The following is an 18,667-nucleotide window of genomic DNA, read 5'->3' as shown; positions in this document are numbered from 1 at the left end:
ACTAAAACTAAGCCCTCTCGATTAGATCGAGCTTTGGTCGAAGTCGTTGCTTTGGTCTGTTCCAGTTTGAGAATCTGAATCAAAGCTTCCAGAGTCGTCCGTGAAGTCAACACCTTGCTCTTGACCACCTGAACTTGTCCAGTCGCTGCCACCTGATTCCATACCTGCCATGTCTGTTTGCTGCTCTTGAGTAGAACCTTGCATGGTGTATTGATCATCAACTTCAACTTCAACAGAGCCACTTGCACCGTCTATCGAACTGCCCAACTCGTCGTAACCTTGGAATTGGATCTCGCTAATGCCCTCGTAACCTTCAGGAAGCTCAACCGATACCGGCTGCTCAAGGTTACCACTTATAGTGAAGCTACCATCACCGTTATCCAGCGCATTACTCACGCTAGAACCTTCAGGTAAACCGGACATTTCCGCGTAATCCACCGATTCGTTACCACTTACCTCATCAGGAATCGAGATAGAGATCGTATCACCAGGTGCGGCTGTCACATCTGCACTGCTTTCTTCTTCATCTACAGAATCACTTTGCGATTGCTCAGCTGTCTGTGTTGTATCAGTTTGTTGCTCATCGGTTGACTGTACTGTTTGATCCTCATCATTTTGCTCAAAATCGCCGGCAACTTGAATACTCAGATCATGACTAGACGTTACACCATTATCGTTAATTTCAACACTCATGGTTAAATTACCATCAAAGTCATCATTCGGCCAATATACCCACTCTGAATCACCTGACTCTGCAAAGAAGCCTGCATTGTTAGAATCCGTAATATCTAATATCTCTGATGAAGTATTAACACCTAGCTCATCTAATAGTTGCTCTGATGCAAATGTTAATGAACCATCATCCGAGATAATATAATCTTCTACAATATCCGAGGTTTTAACCAGAATGTTCTGCTCAAGTGTATTAGTACCATCGCTGACGGTAACCGTAAGATTGGCCAAGTTACCTTCACCACTTCCAGTCATAGTAAAGGTGCCGTCACCATTATTGGTAATGATTAATGAGCTGTCATCTGTCGTAACATCAGTTATCTCAATCTCATCACTTTCTACATCAGTAAACATACTCAGTAGTTGGTCGGTCTCGAGCGTAACAGAACCATCACTAGCGATATCCATGGTAACGTCAGGTTCAGGCGTTACATCAATAGCAGGAACTGCGCGGGTTGCTACTTCAGATGCACCGTTACTATTAGATGACCAGGTACCAATTAGCTGATCTCCATCAAAATGAATAACTGGACTATTTATACTTGAAACTCCATCTAGCATTGTAATGGTCTGAAGCGTTTCGCCATCATTGTATTGATTTACATAGAAACCATACTCATTTGAGCCTTGCGACCAACCGATTGCAAATGAACCATCACCCGTGTCAGCTAAGGTGTGGCTATTGGCATAACCTGTCACGCTGTCAGGTGGAGCTATCGCATAACTGGTTTCTGTCCCATCAGGATCAACCTGAACAGCTGTAAAGACTGTTTCACTTCCAATCCATTCACTAAAGATAGTTACGCTAGAGCCATCCTCTAACATGTCAGAGATGGCAATATTCGCACTCGAGCTCACACTGTTAATAGCACCAGTGTCGGTAATAATACCGGTTCCTGCATCAATACTTGTGATTTGCATTTGACCATTGTCAGATCCTACCATCGTAACATTGCCATCAGAACCAACAGAAACTTTAGTTGTCCAGTTCATCGCTCCCACGGGTATTTCTAATACAGAACCTTCTGGTTGGCCGTTGGCATCGAGAGTTTGCACATTGACGTGGTTACTCGCGCTTGATCCCCAACCTTCACTCGTTCCAAAGACCAAACTACTACCACCATCATTTTGTATCGTGATGTCTATTCCGTAAAAGCTACTAGATGTAGCAACGGTAACTTCTGGCGATGCCACAGCCATGTTTTCGTCGAACGACATGTATTTAAGCGCCTGACCACCTGTATCACTATCCCAAGCAGAATAGGCTACAGAGACCCCACCTGATTCGGTCGCGGCAACGGTTAGGTTTGAAGGCCAATTTTCAAACTCATTCACAGAGACAGGTGTCCCTTCTGATGTACCATCAGCAGCAAAATTCTGAGCCACCAATACCTGGTTATTGGTGACAGGATCAGATTGCAAGGTTAAAACCATCGATGAACCGTCGTCGAACGTGACCGTTTGAGGACTGCTTAAGGAAAAGTCTGTTAACACCTCTGTACCAGTCTCTGTGACATTTAATGTAGTATTAGGCGAAACAAATACAGGGGCGTCATTCACCGCTTGTACTGTCATAGTAATATCGACAGTCACACTATCAGCGATGCTGTCTGTTACCGTAAAGTTGATAGGTAAATCACCATTAAAGTTCTCGGCTGTAGTAACAGTCCAAGTACCGTCGCCATTGTCTTCGATAGTGGCTTTAGCCGCATCAGCAGACTCAACATTGAGCACTGTCATCGCATCATTTTCACCATCAACAACCGTTGCTAAGAGGTCTTCAGCGCTAATGATTGTTGCAACATCCTCTATACCGGTCAAGGTTACGCTATCGGTATCTTCAGGGGTTGTATTGACACGAATATTCAGATTTGCATCACCTTGAATAACCTCTACCCCATCGCTTATATCAAAACTCAACGATACATCACCAACAAAGTCAGCATCAGGTGTAAATGTCCAAGTACCGTCACCGTTATCAGACAAAAGGCCGTTACCATTTGCAGATACATTGCTTACCGATAACGCATCACCATCAATATCTGTCGTACTCGCTAGCAGTTGAGATTCATTTATAATAAAGGCAGCATCTTCATAACCTTGTAGGTTCAGTGTATTAGTAATCGGCGTATCGTTAACAGGGTCGACCGTTAAACTCATCGATACAGGGATAGAAACAGTGCCATCATTGACGTCAAAATTAAAGATGGTTAAACCGTTAAAGTCTGGCTCAGGGGTATAGTTAAATGTGCCATCCTCATTATCTTCAATCGTCCCATTACTACTAGAAATATTTTCAATGGTAAATGTATCACCATCAACATCTGTTACCGATGATGTCAGATCCTCAAGTGTTAGTACAATTACAGAGTCTTCTGCACCACTAGCATCCATTTGCGCGTGCTCTGGTTGCGGTTCAGCTAACGACACTGACTTAGTATAAGTTTGATTACTAGCACTCAAGCTGTCGTAAAGTGACCAGGTGGCTGTAATTTGGTCGCTATCGGAACTAAATGTAACACCATTCGGATAGTTACTGAGCTGAGCGACGGTCGACTCTTGTAAAACATTACCATCAGCATCATAGCCTGTCGCATAAACGGTTGTACTTTCGTTCCAACCAACTGCGAAGTTACCGTCACCAGTATCAATAAGGCTAAGGTTAGACATAGAGCCACTAGAACCATTATGCCCCTCAACGACAAGAGTGGTTACATTTAGATCTGGATCAATTTTAATTATGCCATTTTGTGTGCCTACTCCTGATACCCATTCACTAGTTAATAACAGCGTTGACCCATCTTCTAACTTAAGCGTATCGTTGATAGAAGCGTTGCCGCTAATAGCATCTAAAACAACAGTATTTTCAATGGTTCCACTATTTGTATCAATGACACTAAGTTGGGTTTCTTGTCCTGATTTACTCAATACTTGTACCGAGTCTTCATTGTTTATCAATAGTTTAGTATTCCAGTTGACATTCAAACCGCCAACTTCAGTAACAGAACCTATAACCTCACCTGTATTACTCAATGAAACAACATTAATTTCAGCTACTCCATCACTATCAGATCCACCGTAAGCCATTAAGAATGTACCATCCTCTTGGAGACTTACAGCAGGAGAGCCGTAAATGCTTGCTTCGTTATCAACAACAATAGGATCGCTAGATGTTTGTGTGTTCACATCAATCATTTGAACCTTAACAGAACTACCTCCAGAACTATCCCACTCTGTAAAACTTACTAACAGATCACCATTTGATGAAGCGGTTACATCTATGTTTGAAGGAGAACCGCTAAAATTCATAAGCGTTATGGTTTCTCCTTGCGGAGTACCATCTTCACCAATTAGCTGTGCTTTAAGTGATTGTGACATCGACATTGAGTCGTAACTCTGACTCACTATTAAAGTTTCACCACTCGGTAGTTCAACCCCTTGGGCATTATAGGTATTTAAACTGCTTGTTAGCTGCTCAGTATCTGTATAAGACTCACTGAACGTTACCTCTGGTACATTAAATACCGGTACATCATTAACATTCTGAACCAACATAGTGATATCAATCGATTCACTGGCACCAATATTGTCTGTCGCTGTAAAGCTGATTGGCACATCGCCATTAAAATCATCAACTGGCGTGAAGATCCAAGTTTCATCACCATTATCAACCAAAGAGCCGACTGAATTATCGACCAAGTTGAAATCGCTAATACTAATCGTATCGCCCTCGGCATCCGTTAACATAGACAAGATTTGCGCCTGCTCAATGATAACTGCTTGGTCTTCCGTTCCGGATAGCTGATCCGCTGAATCATGAACTGTTGGCGCGGTATTGATACGTATATTAAAGTCCGCGTCTGCAGGTGTTGTCGCCACGCCATCCGATACATCGAACGATACATTTAGGTCACCGTAAAATCCTGGTTCAGGTGTGTATGTCCAAGTACCATCGCCGTTATCTACTAGATCACCAGCACCTTCAACATCTAAATTGACCACACTTAGGTTGTCATCATCAACATCACTCGCTTCCGCAAGTAAATCGGCTTCAGTGATCGTGAGTGACGCATTTTCATAGCCTTGTAGGATTGCATTGCCGTCAACATCTGGCGCATCGTTGACGGAATTAATGGTCATCGATAGGTTAGTTGTCGAGCTATCATTGCCATCACTTAGCGTATAAGTGATATCAAAGTTGCCGTTATAATCAGCGTCAGGAATCAACTGATAACTACCGTCTTGATTGTCAATTAACGTCGCATTATCTAATGTCAGTTGTGGCTTCCCGTCATCGTTCGCAACTGCGTCACTCATATCTATAACGGCACTGATCGCATCGCTTTCAACATCTGTTGCATTGCCAATCAAGTCTGCTTGAGTAATTGTGATTACGCCATCTTCATCAACGTTCAGGCTGACACCATCACTGGTTGGTGCATCATTGATTGGCGTAATCGATAGATTAATCGACGAGGCAACCGTGTCAACGCCATCAGTAACATCAAAGCTAAGTGTAACATCACCGTTAAAGTCTTGGTTAGGCGTTAATGTCACTGTACCAACACCGTCGGTTGTAACCGTGCCGGCAGCGAACTCTACATTAGTTGCTTGTAGATTATCGCCATCAACATCACGGGCCTGACTTAACAGCTGCGATTGTGTCAGAGTCAGACTGTTGTCTTCATTGATTGTGTACGAAAGGTTCCCCGCAACAACCGGAACATCGTTCACCTCCGATACACTCACATTAATATTAGCATCCGTTGTTCCGGTACCGTCACTCACCGTAAAATCAAGTGCAACATCACCATTGAAGTTGTCATTCGGAGCAAAGCTGTAAGTGCCATTACCATTATTAGTAAACACACCATCGGTACCGTTGTAACTGACCGACTCAATCGACAGCGTTTCACCATCGGCATCTGACGCCCCCGCTAGAAGCTGCGCATCAGTGAACGTTAACGTACCATCTTCTTCAATGGTGTAACTAACATCACTCACCACCGTTGGGTCACTCATCGGATTGACCGTTAGGTCTGCCGTTGCGATCACCGTATCGGTGCCATCCGTTAGGTCGAAGGTGATATCAATATCACCATTAAAGTTCGCATTCGGTGTAATAGTGAAACTGCCATCATCGTTTTCCGTCACTGTCGCGTTACCACTAACAGACAAGTTTGCGGCCGTTAGGTCATCACTTTCCACATCGGTCGCTTGCGCTAATAGTTGCTCTTGACTTAACGTAATAGAGTTATCTTCATTAACGGTGTACGCCAAATCACCACTCACTGGCGCATCATTAACCGCCTCGAAATTAATATTGATGATATTGCCATCAGTGGCAACACCATCGGTTACTTGATAACCCAGCTCAACCTCACCGTTGAAGTTATTATCCGGTGTAATTATCCACGTACCGTCACCGTTATCGGTTAACGTGACGTACTCCGCGTTATCACCCACCAGTTCTATATTTTGAATCTCAAGAATGTCTCCATCGATATCACTCGCTTGTGCGAAGAGCTGTTCTTCTGTAATAACCACAGAGGCAAACTGCGTAGCCCCTCCGGTATCAATGGTCACATTTGGCAGGTCAGCGGTCAGTTCGATTTCATTGTCACCTTCACGGATATTAAGTTCTACCATTTCGGTCATTTCAGTGCCGTCCACACCAATAGATGTAAACACCGCTTCATCGTGAATAGTTTGAGAAAGCGTGATGTTTTGAAGTACGTAGTCACCATTACCTATATTCGAACCTAACTCAAAGTAAGACACTGGTTCGTTTACAGTTAAAGTAGCACTTGCCTCAAACCCTTGATAACCCTGATCTTTTTCTACAATCATTGAGTCGATCAAGTCACCATCTGAGTTAAATGCTCTAACTTCTACCTCTGTATAATAAGGAGATCCTTTATTATCAAAATATCCCCCCATACCGCCTAGCTGGAGGCTGATTTCGTTAATCTCCTGACCTTCAACGGTCATAGTAAGTTTTTCGTTTCCATTCAAACCAGTTTTGTCGTTATCACCGATACCATGACCAGTAGCGCCATCAGCATTCCACGCACTGAGTGGACCATCATTACTTTGGATAGTGACCTTCAAATCACCATCAACGAGTTCACGCGTATTAGGATCAACGGCAATGCCCCAATCATCAAGGCTAGCATTGTCATCAAAGGTACCGATTTGGCTAGTATGTGTAATATCATCATTATCATTTGGAATGAAGCGTACTTCCGTGTCCACAGGGACTTCTTGCCCTACCTCTAGCTCTACCCATTCGTCGTTCAAGTTCGCTTCAATGACACCGTTTTCAGGAGCTATGTCGAAACGTAACACAGGCTCTTCACGCAGAGAAACGCCCACTGTTTGATCTTCTTCCGCTTGGATAGAGATTTCATCGCCTGCTTCTGGCGTGTCATTCACTGCGACAACCGTTAAGTCAAGACCCGTAGCCACCGTTGCCGTGCCATCACTGACATCAAAGGTTAACGTCAAGTCGCCATTAAAGTGCGCTTCCGGCGTAACGGTAAAGCTACCATCCCCATTATCGGTAACCGTACCTCCACTCGCTAATTGCAAGTTCGATGCGGTCAATGCATCACCATCGATGTCACTGGCATTGCCCAACAACTGCTCTTGGCTAAGCGTGATGGTGCCATCCTCGTTCACATTGTACGCCACATTACCCGACACTATCGGCGTGTCATTCACCGCTATGACACCTACATCCGCAGTGGTTGTCGCAGTCGCCCCATCATCATCGACGACGGTGACATTAATCGACACATCGCCGTTGAAGTTGTCATTCGGTGCAAAACTGTAAGTACCATTACCGTTATTAGTGAAGATACCGTCTCCACCTGTGTAACTCACACTCTCAACAGTAACTGTACCGTCAATATCTGAACTGTTTGCCAATAGTTGTTCATCATTGAAGGTGAGCAAACCATCTTCATTTGCTTGATAACTGGTCGAGCCCGCAACAGGTGCATCGTTTACATCTGTCACGCTGACATTGATGTTCGCGTCCGTCGTGCTAGTACCATCACTCACCGTAAAATCAAGCGCAACGTCACCATTGAAGTTGTCGTTCGGTACGAAACTGTAAGTGCCGTTGCCATTGTCGGTAAACACACCATCGGTACCGTTGTAACTGACCGACTCAATCGACAAGTCGTCGCCATCAATATCTGTCGCGTTAGTAAGCAGTTGCTCGTCCGTGAAGGTCAACGTGCCATCTTCACTGACGGTATAGGTAGCATCACTCACCACGGTTAAGTCATTCACCGCGGAAACATCAAGCGTCACAGAACCTTCGGTCTCTGAAACACCATCAGTCACAACAGTATTAAGACTTAGTGTACCGTTAAAGTTAGGGTTCGGTGTGACAGTAAAAGTGCCGTTGCCATTGTCTACTACTGAACCATTTTCATTGATGTCAATTCGTACTATTGAAAGAGCATCACCTTCATGATCGCTAGCAGAGAGTGCAGTTAGAAGTTCATCGGAGCTAATAGTCACGCTACCATCTTCACTTACTTGTGATGTAGCGGCAACGATATCAGCAGAAACTTCAGGTGCTTGATTGCTGAAATCGAGATTAATGTGGCTAGAAATTGTTTTTGTACCATCAGAAGCAACAAACTGGATTTGTGCTAATGATTCAAATCCATCTTGTGGAATAAAGTTATATTCGCCTTCCCCTGTTATTTGCAATGTACCTTCACCCGATACGAGTTGAACAGACTCTATAGTCAATGTGTCACCATCAGCATCAGTAATCTGTGATAGCAGGTCTTGATCGGTAAAGACTAAGCTTTCTCCAGGTGTAAGCGTGGTGGTTGCAATACCCGAACTTTCAGGAGTTGAATTACCAGTAGCGTTAGGCTCCTCTGTAGCATGTACGGCAATTGAACTTTGTACATCATGCATCTCACCGTTTTGTATTACTACAAATGCAAAATCAACTTGGCCGTTAAAACCATCTGCCGGACTAAAAGTAAAAGTACCGTCACTATTTTCAGTTAATGACCCCTGACTTGGATCGACCAAATGGGCAAGGTCGATACTAACTTCGTCACTTGATGCAATTTCTAAGTCATCTGCCTGAGCGAGAAGGTCTTCCATGGTTAAGGTAATATCCTGACCGCTAGACGTATCGAAGTCACCTACCAAGTTATCGAGATCAGGTGCGACTAGGGAGCCTTCATCGCCATAATCTACTGTAGTGGCAGTTACCGTTACACTGAAATCACCGCTCCAGTTTTCGGGTGGCGTCATTTCAATTTGGTCAATATTCCATTGCGTAATATTGATTACTTGATCTGGAGATGTAATCGTAATTGTGTAATTACCATCGCTAACCGTAAATCCTACGGGGTAGCCTGTCATAATTAGATTACTTAGCATCTCAGAATCGTCTAACAGGTCTACATTTAAGCTTAATAACCCAGACGAATCTTCATTAAAGACTAGTGGACCTGAATGAGAAGAGGTTATCACTGCACCGTCGGCGTGTGGCCTAACAAAGACAGGCATATCTAAGACTGTCTCTGTTTCACCGTCGGTTACAACTAATTGAAGCCCAGATGTACCCGAGAAATCACCATTTGGTGTATAAGTCCATGTGCCATCACTGTTATCAACAATATTACCTTCATCAGGTTCACTTGCAATAACCCTAGATAAGGTAAGAGTGTCACCGTCAACGTCACTAAAGAGATTTAACATGTCCACTTGGTTAAACGTAATCGAGCCATCTTCGACTGTCGTTAAATGGGCGTTACCTGAACTAAATACAGCGTCATTAACGGGTGTGACATCGACCTCTAATGTACCCTCAACAGATTCGACCCCATCATTAATGATATATGCTAGCTCAACAAGCCCGTTAAAGTCGGCTGCTGCTAACATTTGATAGGTGCCGTCAGACTGCTGCGTAATCGTCGCGTTTTGAGGTTGACGTACTACGATTGACTCAAGTGTTAAATTATCACCGTCAACATCGGTAGCATTTGCAAGAATGTATTCTGGTTCAATGACTAACGCCTGATCTTCTTCACTAGTAAAGGTAACCGTAGGTGCTAATGGTAGATCGTTAATGGCATCGACAGTAATAGTGCTAGTAGCATCGGTAACACTGACACCATCTGAGACTGAGAAATCAAGATCAACTGTACCGTTAAAGTTTTCATTCGGCACGAAACTATAAGTGCCGTTGCCGTTGTCAGTAAAATCACCATCACTACCTGTGTAACTGACCGAAGAAATAGATAAGTCGTCACCGTCTACGTCAGCAGCACCAGCAAGTAACTGCTCGTCTGTAATGGTAATCGTATCATCTTCATTCATATCAAATGAAGGTGGTGAAACAATGACCAAGTCATTAATCTGATTCACCGTTAAATCAAGACCCGTAGCCACCGTTGCCGTGCCATCACTAACATCAAACGTTAACGCCAAATCACCGTTAAAATCGGCCGTTGGAGTGACGGTAAAGCTACCATCCCCGTTATCGATAACCGAACCACCACTAGCAAGCTCTAAATTCGAAGCGATTAAATCATCACCATCAATGTCACTGGCATTGCCCAACAACTGCTCTTGGCTAAGCGTGATGGTGCCATCCTCGTCCACATTGTACGCCACATTACCCGACACTATCGGCGTGTCATTCACCGCTATGACACCAACATCCGCAGTGGTTGTCGCAGTCGCCCCATCATCATCGACGACGGTGACATTAATCGACACATCGCCGTTGAAGTTGTCATTCGGTGCAAAACTGTAAGTACCATTACCGTTATTAGTGAAGATACCGTCTCCACCAGTGTAACTCACACTCTCAACAGTAACTGTACCGTCAATATCTGAACTGTTTGCTAATAGCTGTACATCGCTAAACGTTAACAAACCATCTTCATTAACTTGGTAACTGGTTGCTCCCACTACCGGTGCATCGTTAATATCAGACACTGTAATGTTTATAGAGTTCTCTGCCGTTGTAGAGCCATCACTGGCTACATAACTTAGCTCGATATTACCGTTAAAGTTATCGTTCGGAGCAAAGCTATAAACTCCTCCAGCAATCTCTGTCAAGACACCATCAGAACCTGTATAACTCACCGACTCAATCGAAACAGAGTCGCCATCAATATCGCTAACGTTAGCAAGAATGTCGTTATCACTGAGTATTAAAGTACCATCCTCACCCACATCGACATTAAAGCTATCTGCAACGACAGAGTCATTAACCGGATTCACCGTTAAATCAAGACCCGTAGCCACCGTTGCCGTGCCATCACTAACATCAAACGTTAACGCCAAATCACCGTTAAAATCGGCCGTTGGAGTGACGGTAAAGCTACCATCCCCGTTATCGATAACCGAACCACCACTAGCAAGCTCTAAATTCGAAGCGATTAAATCATCACCATCAATGTCACTGGCATTGCCCAACAACTGCTCTTGGCTAAGCGTGATGGTGCCATCCTCGTCCACATTGTACGCCACATTACCCGACACTATCGGCGTGTCATTCACCGCTATGACACCAACATCCGCAGTGGTTGTCGCAGTCGCCCCATCATCATCGACGACGGTGACATTAATCGACACATCGCCGTTGAAGTTGTCATTCGGTGCAAAACTGTAAGTACCATTACCGTTATTAGTGAAGATACCGTCTCCACCTGTGTAACTCACACTCTCAACAGTAACTGTACCGTCAATATCTGAACTGTTTGCCAATAGTTGTTCATCATTGAAGGTGAGCAAACCATCTTCATTTGCTTGATAACTGGTCGAGCCCGCAACAGGTGCATCGTTTACATCTGTCACGCTGACATTGATGTTCGCGTCCGTCGTGCTAGTACCATCACTCACCGTAAAATCAAGCGCAACGTCACCATTGAAGTTGTCGTTCGGTACGAAACTGTAAGTGCCGTTGCCATTGTCGGTAAACACACCATCGGTACCGTTGTAACTGACCGACTTAATCGACAAGTCGTCGCCATCAATGTCTGTCGCGTTAGTAAGCAGTTGCTCGTCCGTGAAGGTCAACGTGCCATCTTCACTGACGGTATAGGTAGCATCACTCACCACGGTTAAGTCATTAGTAGGGTTAATCGTTAAGTCAAGACCCGTAGCCACCGTTGCCGTGCCATCACTAACATCAAACGTTAACGCCAAATCACCGTTAAAATCGGCCGTTGGAGTGACGGTAAAGCTACCATCCCCGTTATCGATAACCGAACCACCACTAGCAAGCTCTAAATTCGAAGCGATTAAATCATCACCATCAATGTCACTGGCATTGCCCAACAACTGCTCTTGGCTAAGCGTGATGGTGCCATCCTCGTCCACATTGTACGCCACATTACCCGACACTATCGGCGTGTCATTCACCGCTATGACACCAACATCCGCAGTGGTTGTCGCAGTCGCCCCATCATCATCGACGACGGTGACATTAATCGACACATCGCCGTTGAAGTTGTCATTCGGTGCAAAACTGTAAGTACCATTACCGTTATTAGTGAAGATACCGTCTCCACCTGTGTAACTCACACTCTCAACAGTAACTGTACCGTCAATATCTGAACTGTTTGCCAATAGTTGTTCATCATTGAAGGTGAGCAAACCATCTTCATTTGCTTGATAACTGGTCGAGCCCGCAACAGGTGCATCGTTTACATCTGTCACGCTGACATTGATGTTCGCGTCCGTCGTGCTAGTACCATCACTCACCGTAAAATCAAGCGCAACGTCACCATTGAAGTTGTCGTTCGGTACGAAACTGTAAGTGCCGTTGCCATTGTCGGTAAACACACCATCGGTACCGTTGTAACTGACCGACTTAATCGACAAGTCGTCGCCATCAATGTCTGTCGCGTTAGTAAGCAGTTGCTCGTCCGTGAAGGTCAACGTGCCATCTTCACTGACGGTATAGGTAGCATCACTCACCACGGTTAAGTCATTAGTAGGGTTAATCGTTAAGTCAAGACCCGTAGCCACCGTTGCCGTGCCATCACTAACATCAAACGTTAACGCCAAATCACCGTTAAAATCGGCCGTTGGAGTGACGGTAAAGCTACCATCCCCGTTATCGATAACCGAACCACCACTAGCAAGCTCTAAATTCGAAGCGATTAAATCATCACCATCAATGTCACTGGCATTGCCCAACAACTGCTCTTGGCTAAGCGTGATGGTGCCATCCTCGTCCACATTGTACGCCACATTACCCGACACTATCGGCGTGTCATTCACCGCTATGACACCAACATCCGCAGTGGTTGTCGCAGTCGCCCCATCATCATCGACGACGGTGACATTAATCGACACATCGCCGTTGAAGTTGTCATTCGGTGCAAAACTGTAAGTACCATTACCGTTATTAGTGAAGATACCGTCTCCACCAGTGTAACTCACACTCTCAACAGTAACTGTACCGTCAATATCTGAACTGTTTGCTAATAGCTGTACATCGCTAAACGTTAACAAACCATCTTCATTAACTTGGTAACTGGTTGCTCCCACTACCGGTGCATCGTTAATATCAGACACTGTAATGTTTATAGAGTTCTCTGCCGTTGTAGAGCCATCACTGGCTACATAACTTAGCTCGATATTACCGTTAAAGTTATCGTTCGGAGCAAAGCTATAAACTCCTCCAGCAATCTCTGTCAAGACACCATCAGAACCTGTATAACTCACCGACTCAATCGAAACAGAGTCGCCATCAATATCGCTAACGTTAGCAAGAATGTCGTTATCACTGAGTATTAAAGTACCATCCTCACCCACATCGACATTAAAGCTATCTGCAACGACAGAGTCATTAACCGGATTCACCGTTAAATCAAGACCCGTAGCCACCGTTGCCGTGCCATCACTAACATCAAACGTTAACGCCAAATCACCGTTAAAATCGGCCGTTGGAGTGACGGTAAAGCTACCATCCCCGTTATCGATAACCGAACCACCACTAGCAAGCTCTAAATTCGAAGCGATTAAATCATCACCATCAATGTCACTGGCATTGCCCAACAACTGCTCTTGGCTAAGCGTGATGGTGCCATCCTCGTCCACATTGTACGCCACATTACCCGACACTATCGGCGTGTCATTCACCGCTATGACACCTACATCCGCAGTGGTTGTCGCAGTCGCCCCATCATCATCGACGACGGTGACATTAATCGACACATCGCCGTTGAAGTTGTCATTCGGTGCAAAACTGTAAGTACCATTACCGTTATTAGTGAAGATACCGTCTCCACCTGTGTAACTCACACTCTCAACAGTAACTGTACCGTCAATATCTGAACTGTTTGCCAATAGTTGTTCATCATTGAAGGTGAGCAAACCATCTTCATTTGCTTGATAACTGGTCGAGCCCGCAACAGGTGCATCGTTTACATCTGTCACGCTGACATTGATGTTCGCGTCCGTCGTGCTAGTACCATCACTCACCGTAAAATCAAGCGCAACGTCACCATTGAAGTTGTCGTTCGGTACGAAACTGTAAGTGCCGTTGCCATTGTCGGTAAACACACCATCGGTACCGTTGTAACTGACCGACTTAATCGACAAGTCGTCGCCATCAATGTCTGTCGCGTTAGTAAGCAGTTGCTCGTCCGTGAAGGTCAACGTGCCATCTTCACTGACGGTATAGGTAGCATCACTCACCACGGTTAAGTCATTAGTAGGGTTAATCGTTAAGTCAAGACCCGTAGCCACCGTTGCCGTGCCATCACTAACATCAAACGTTAACGCCAAATCACCGTTAAAATCGGCCGTTGGAGTGACGGTAAAGCTACCATCCCCGTTATCGATAACCGAACCACCACTAGCAAGCTCTAAATTCGAAGCGATTAAATCATCACCATCAATGTCACTGGCATTGCCCAACAACTGCTCTTGGCTAAGCGTGATGGTGCCATCCTCGTCCACATTGTACGCCACATTACCCGACACTATCGGCGTGTCATTCACCGCTATGACACCTACATCCGCAGTGGTTGTCGCAGTCGCCCCATCATCATCGACGACGGTGACATTAATCGACACATCGCCGTTGAAGTTGTCATTCGGTGCAAAACTGTAAGTACCATTACCGTTATTAGTGAAGATACCGTCTCCACCAGTGTAACTCACACTCTCAACAGTAACTGTACCGTCAATATCTGAACTGTTTGCCAATAGTTGTTCATCATTGAAGGTGAGCAAACCATCTTCATTTGCTTGATAACTGGTCGAGCCCGCAACAGGTGCATCGTTTACATCTGTCACGCTGACATTGATGTTCGCGTCCGTCGTGCTAGTACCATCACTCACCGTAAAATCAAGCGCAACGTCACCATTGAAGTTGTCGTTCGGTACGAAACTGTAAGTGCCGTTGCCATTGTCGGTAAACACACCATCGGTACCGTTGTAACTGACCGACTCAATCGACAAGTCGTCGCCATCAATGTCTGTCGCGTTAGTAAGCAGTTGCTCGTCCGTGAAGGTCAACGTGCCATCTTCACTGACGGTATAGGTAGCATCACTCACCACGGTTAAGTCATTAGTAGGGTTAATCGTTAAGTCAAGACCCGTAGCCACCGTTGCCGTGCCATCACTAACATCAAACGTTAACGCCAAATCACCGTTAAAATCGGCCGTTGGAGTGACGGTAAAGCTACCATCCCCGTTATCGATAACCGAACCACCACTAGCAAGCTCTAAATTCGAAGCGATTAAATCATCACCATCAATGTCACTGGCATTGCCCAACAACTGCTCTTGGCTAAGCGTGATGGTGCCATCCTCGTCCACATTGTACGCCACATTACCCGACACTATCGGCGTGTCATTCACCGCTATGACACCAACATCCGCAGTGGTTGTCGCAGTCGCCCCATCATCATCGACGACGGTGACATTAATCGACACATCGCCGTTGAAGTTGTCATTCGGTGCAAAACTGTAAGTACCATTACCGTTATTAGTGAAGATACCGTCTCCACCAGTGTAACTCACACTCTCAACAGTAACTGTACCGTCAATATCTGAACTGTTTGCTAATAGCTGTACATCGCTAAACGTTAACAAACCATCTTCATTAACTTGGTAACTGGTTGCTCCCACTACCGGTGCATCGTTAATATCAGACACTGTAATGTTTATAGAGTTCTCTGCCGTTGTAGAGCCATCACTGGCTACATAACTTAGCTCGATATTACCGTTAAAGTTATCGTTCGGAGCAAAGCTATAAACTCCTCCAGCAATCTCTGTCAAGACACCATCAGAACCTGTATAACTCACCGACTCAATCGAAACAGAGTCGCCATCAATATCGCTAACGTTAGCAAGAATGTCGTTATCACTGAGTATTAAAGTACCATCCTCACCCACATCGACATTAAAGCTATCTGCAACGACAGAGTCATTAACCGGATTCACCGTTAAATCAAGACCCGTAGCCACCGTTGCCGTGCCATCACTAACATCAAACGTTAACGCCAAATCACCGTTAAAATCGGCCGTTGGAGTGACGGTAAAGCTACCATCCCCGTTATCGATAACCGAACCACCACTAGCAAGCTCTAAATTCGAAGCGATTAAATCATCACCATCAATGTCACTGGCATTGCCCAACAACTGCTCTTGGCTAAGCGTGATGGTGCCATCCTCGTCCACATTGTACGCCACATTACCCGACACTATCGGCGTGTCATTCACCGCTATGACACCTACATCCGCAGTGGTTGTCGCAGTCGCCCCATCATCATCGACGACGGTGACATTAATCGACACATCGCCGTTGAAGTTGTCATTCGGTGCAAAACTGTAAGTACCATTACCGTTATTAGTGAAGATACCGTCTCCACCTGTGTAACTCACACTCTCAACAGTAACTGTACCGTCAATATCTGAACTGTTTGCCAATAGTTGTTCATCATTGAAGGTGAGCAAACCATCTTCATTTGCTTGATAACTGGTCGAGCCCGCAACAGGTGCATCGTTTACATCTGTCACGCTGACATTGATGTTCGCGTCCGTCGTGCTAGTACCATCACTCACCGTAAAATCAAGCGCAACGTCACCATTGAAGTTGTCGTTCGGTACGAAACTGTAAGTGCCGTTGCCATTGTCGGTAAACACACCATCGGTACCGTTGTAACTGACCGACTTAATCGACAAGTCGTCGCCATCAATGTCTGTCGCGTTAGTAAGCAGTTGCTCGTCCGTGAAGGTCAACGTGCCATCTTCACTGACGGTATAGGTAGCATCACTCACCACGGTTAAGTCATTAGTAGGGTTAATCGTTAAGTCAAGACCCGTAGCCACCGTTGCCGTGCCATCACTAACATCAAACGTTAACGCCAAATCACCGTTAAAATCGGCCGTTGGAGTGACGGTAAAGCTACCATCCCCGTTATCGATAACCGAACCACCACTAGCAAGCTCTAAATTCGAAGCGATTAAATCATCACCATCAATGTCACTGGCATTGCCCAACAACTGCTCTTGGCTAAGCGTGATGGTGCCATCCTCGTCCACATTGTACGCCACATTACCCGACACTATCGGCGTGTCATTCACCGCTATGACACCAACATCCGCAGTGGTTGTCGCAGTCGCCCCATCATCATCGACGACGGTGACATTAATCGACACATCGCCGTTGAAGTTGTCATTCGGTGCAAAACTGTAAGTACCATTACCGTTATTAGTGAAGATACCGTCTCCACCTGTGTAACTCACACTCTCAACAGTAACTGTACCGTCAATATCTGAACTGTTTGCCAATAGTTGTTCATCATTGAAGGTGAGCAAACCATCTTCATTTGCTTGATAACTGGTCGAGCCCGCAACAGGTGCATCGTTTACATCTGTCACGCTGACATTGATGTTCGCGTCCGTCGTGCTAGTACCATCACTCACCGTAAAATCAAGCGCAACGTCACCATTGAAGTTGTCGTTCGGTACGAAACTGTAAGTGCCGTTGCCATTGTCGGTAAACACACCATCGGTACCGTTGTAACTGACCGACTCAATCGACAAGTCGTCGCCATCAATGTCTGTCGCGTTAGTAAGCAGTTGCTCGTCCGTGAAGGTCAACGTGCCCTCTTCATTAACGGCGTAGGTAGCATCACTAACCACTGTGGCATCATTCTGAGCATCAACTTGAATATCAAACGTTTCGCTTGTTGTCTCAGAATCGAAGCTTTCTTCTTGTAAAGTAGCTTCGTCCCTATCTTGTACGTGAACATCAAAAGTTTCTTCTATTGTCTCTGAATCAATATTATCTGAATCATCATCACCTACAAGTTGCTCAGATGATTCTGAAGAGTCGGCGATAGCCGACGTTGACGTACTTGAGGCTTGCTCTTGTTCTTCGTTACTTTCTTCACTTACACCGCCATCTGAACCTTCCGTGTTTTCGCCACCTACCGCTTGAGCACCTGCTCCCGAATCTCCGCCATTGCCCACCGCTTCACCAGCTTCTGCATCAGACGCTACGCCGCCAACTATATTCGATTGAGCATCACCAGAGTCGCTACCAACTTCCGATGTCTCTTCTTGAACTGCACCACTCGAAGTCTCAACTTCTTCTTCGTTACCAGCTCCACTTGGATCATCTGCTAGGGCTTGGTTAACTTCGTCTGCTGCATCCGTATTTTCAGCACCCGTCGCTATTGTCGACGCTATCGTATTCTGTTGATTTTGTTGATTCTGCTGCTGGGAGGGCGTACCCGCGTCGCTCGTGTCCGTTTGTTCTACCGCATCATTTAGGTCTTCATTTTGGTTATTTTGGTTATTTTCGCCTGCCATTACAGCCTCCGTTGCTACTAGCTAACTGATCGTATTTAGAATCATTAAAGGACACCATTTTGAAAAACCAAATTTTTATACACCATTTTTTATATTTTTC

1 protein-coding gene is annotated in these 18,667 nt (G+C 45.2%); it reads right to left on the bottom strand.

Annotated features, from left to right (window positions below; translation table 11 throughout):
- Positions 1 to 21: 21 nt before the first annotated feature.
- Entirely contained in the window at positions 22 to 18,567 is an 18,546-nt protein-coding gene (locus ITG09_17280) for a tandem-95 repeat protein (GenBank protein ID UPR54707.1), read from the bottom strand.
- Between the last annotated feature and the right edge of the window lie 100 nt (positions 18,568 to 18,667).

It is taken from the genome of Vibrio cyclitrophicus (genome assembly GCA_023206055.1).
In the GTDB taxonomy this organism is placed as follows: Bacteria; Pseudomonadota; Gammaproteobacteria; order Enterobacterales; family Vibrionaceae; genus Vibrio; species Vibrio cyclitrophicus_A.
This window is presented reverse-complemented; position numbering and strand designations above follow the sequence as displayed.

Bases quoted from the DNA above. Each gene is read 5' to 3' on its own strand.
- ITG09_17280 (UPR54707.1), bottom strand. From the start codon at position 18,567: ATGGCAGGCGAAAATAACCAAAATAACCAAAATGAAGACCTAAATGAT.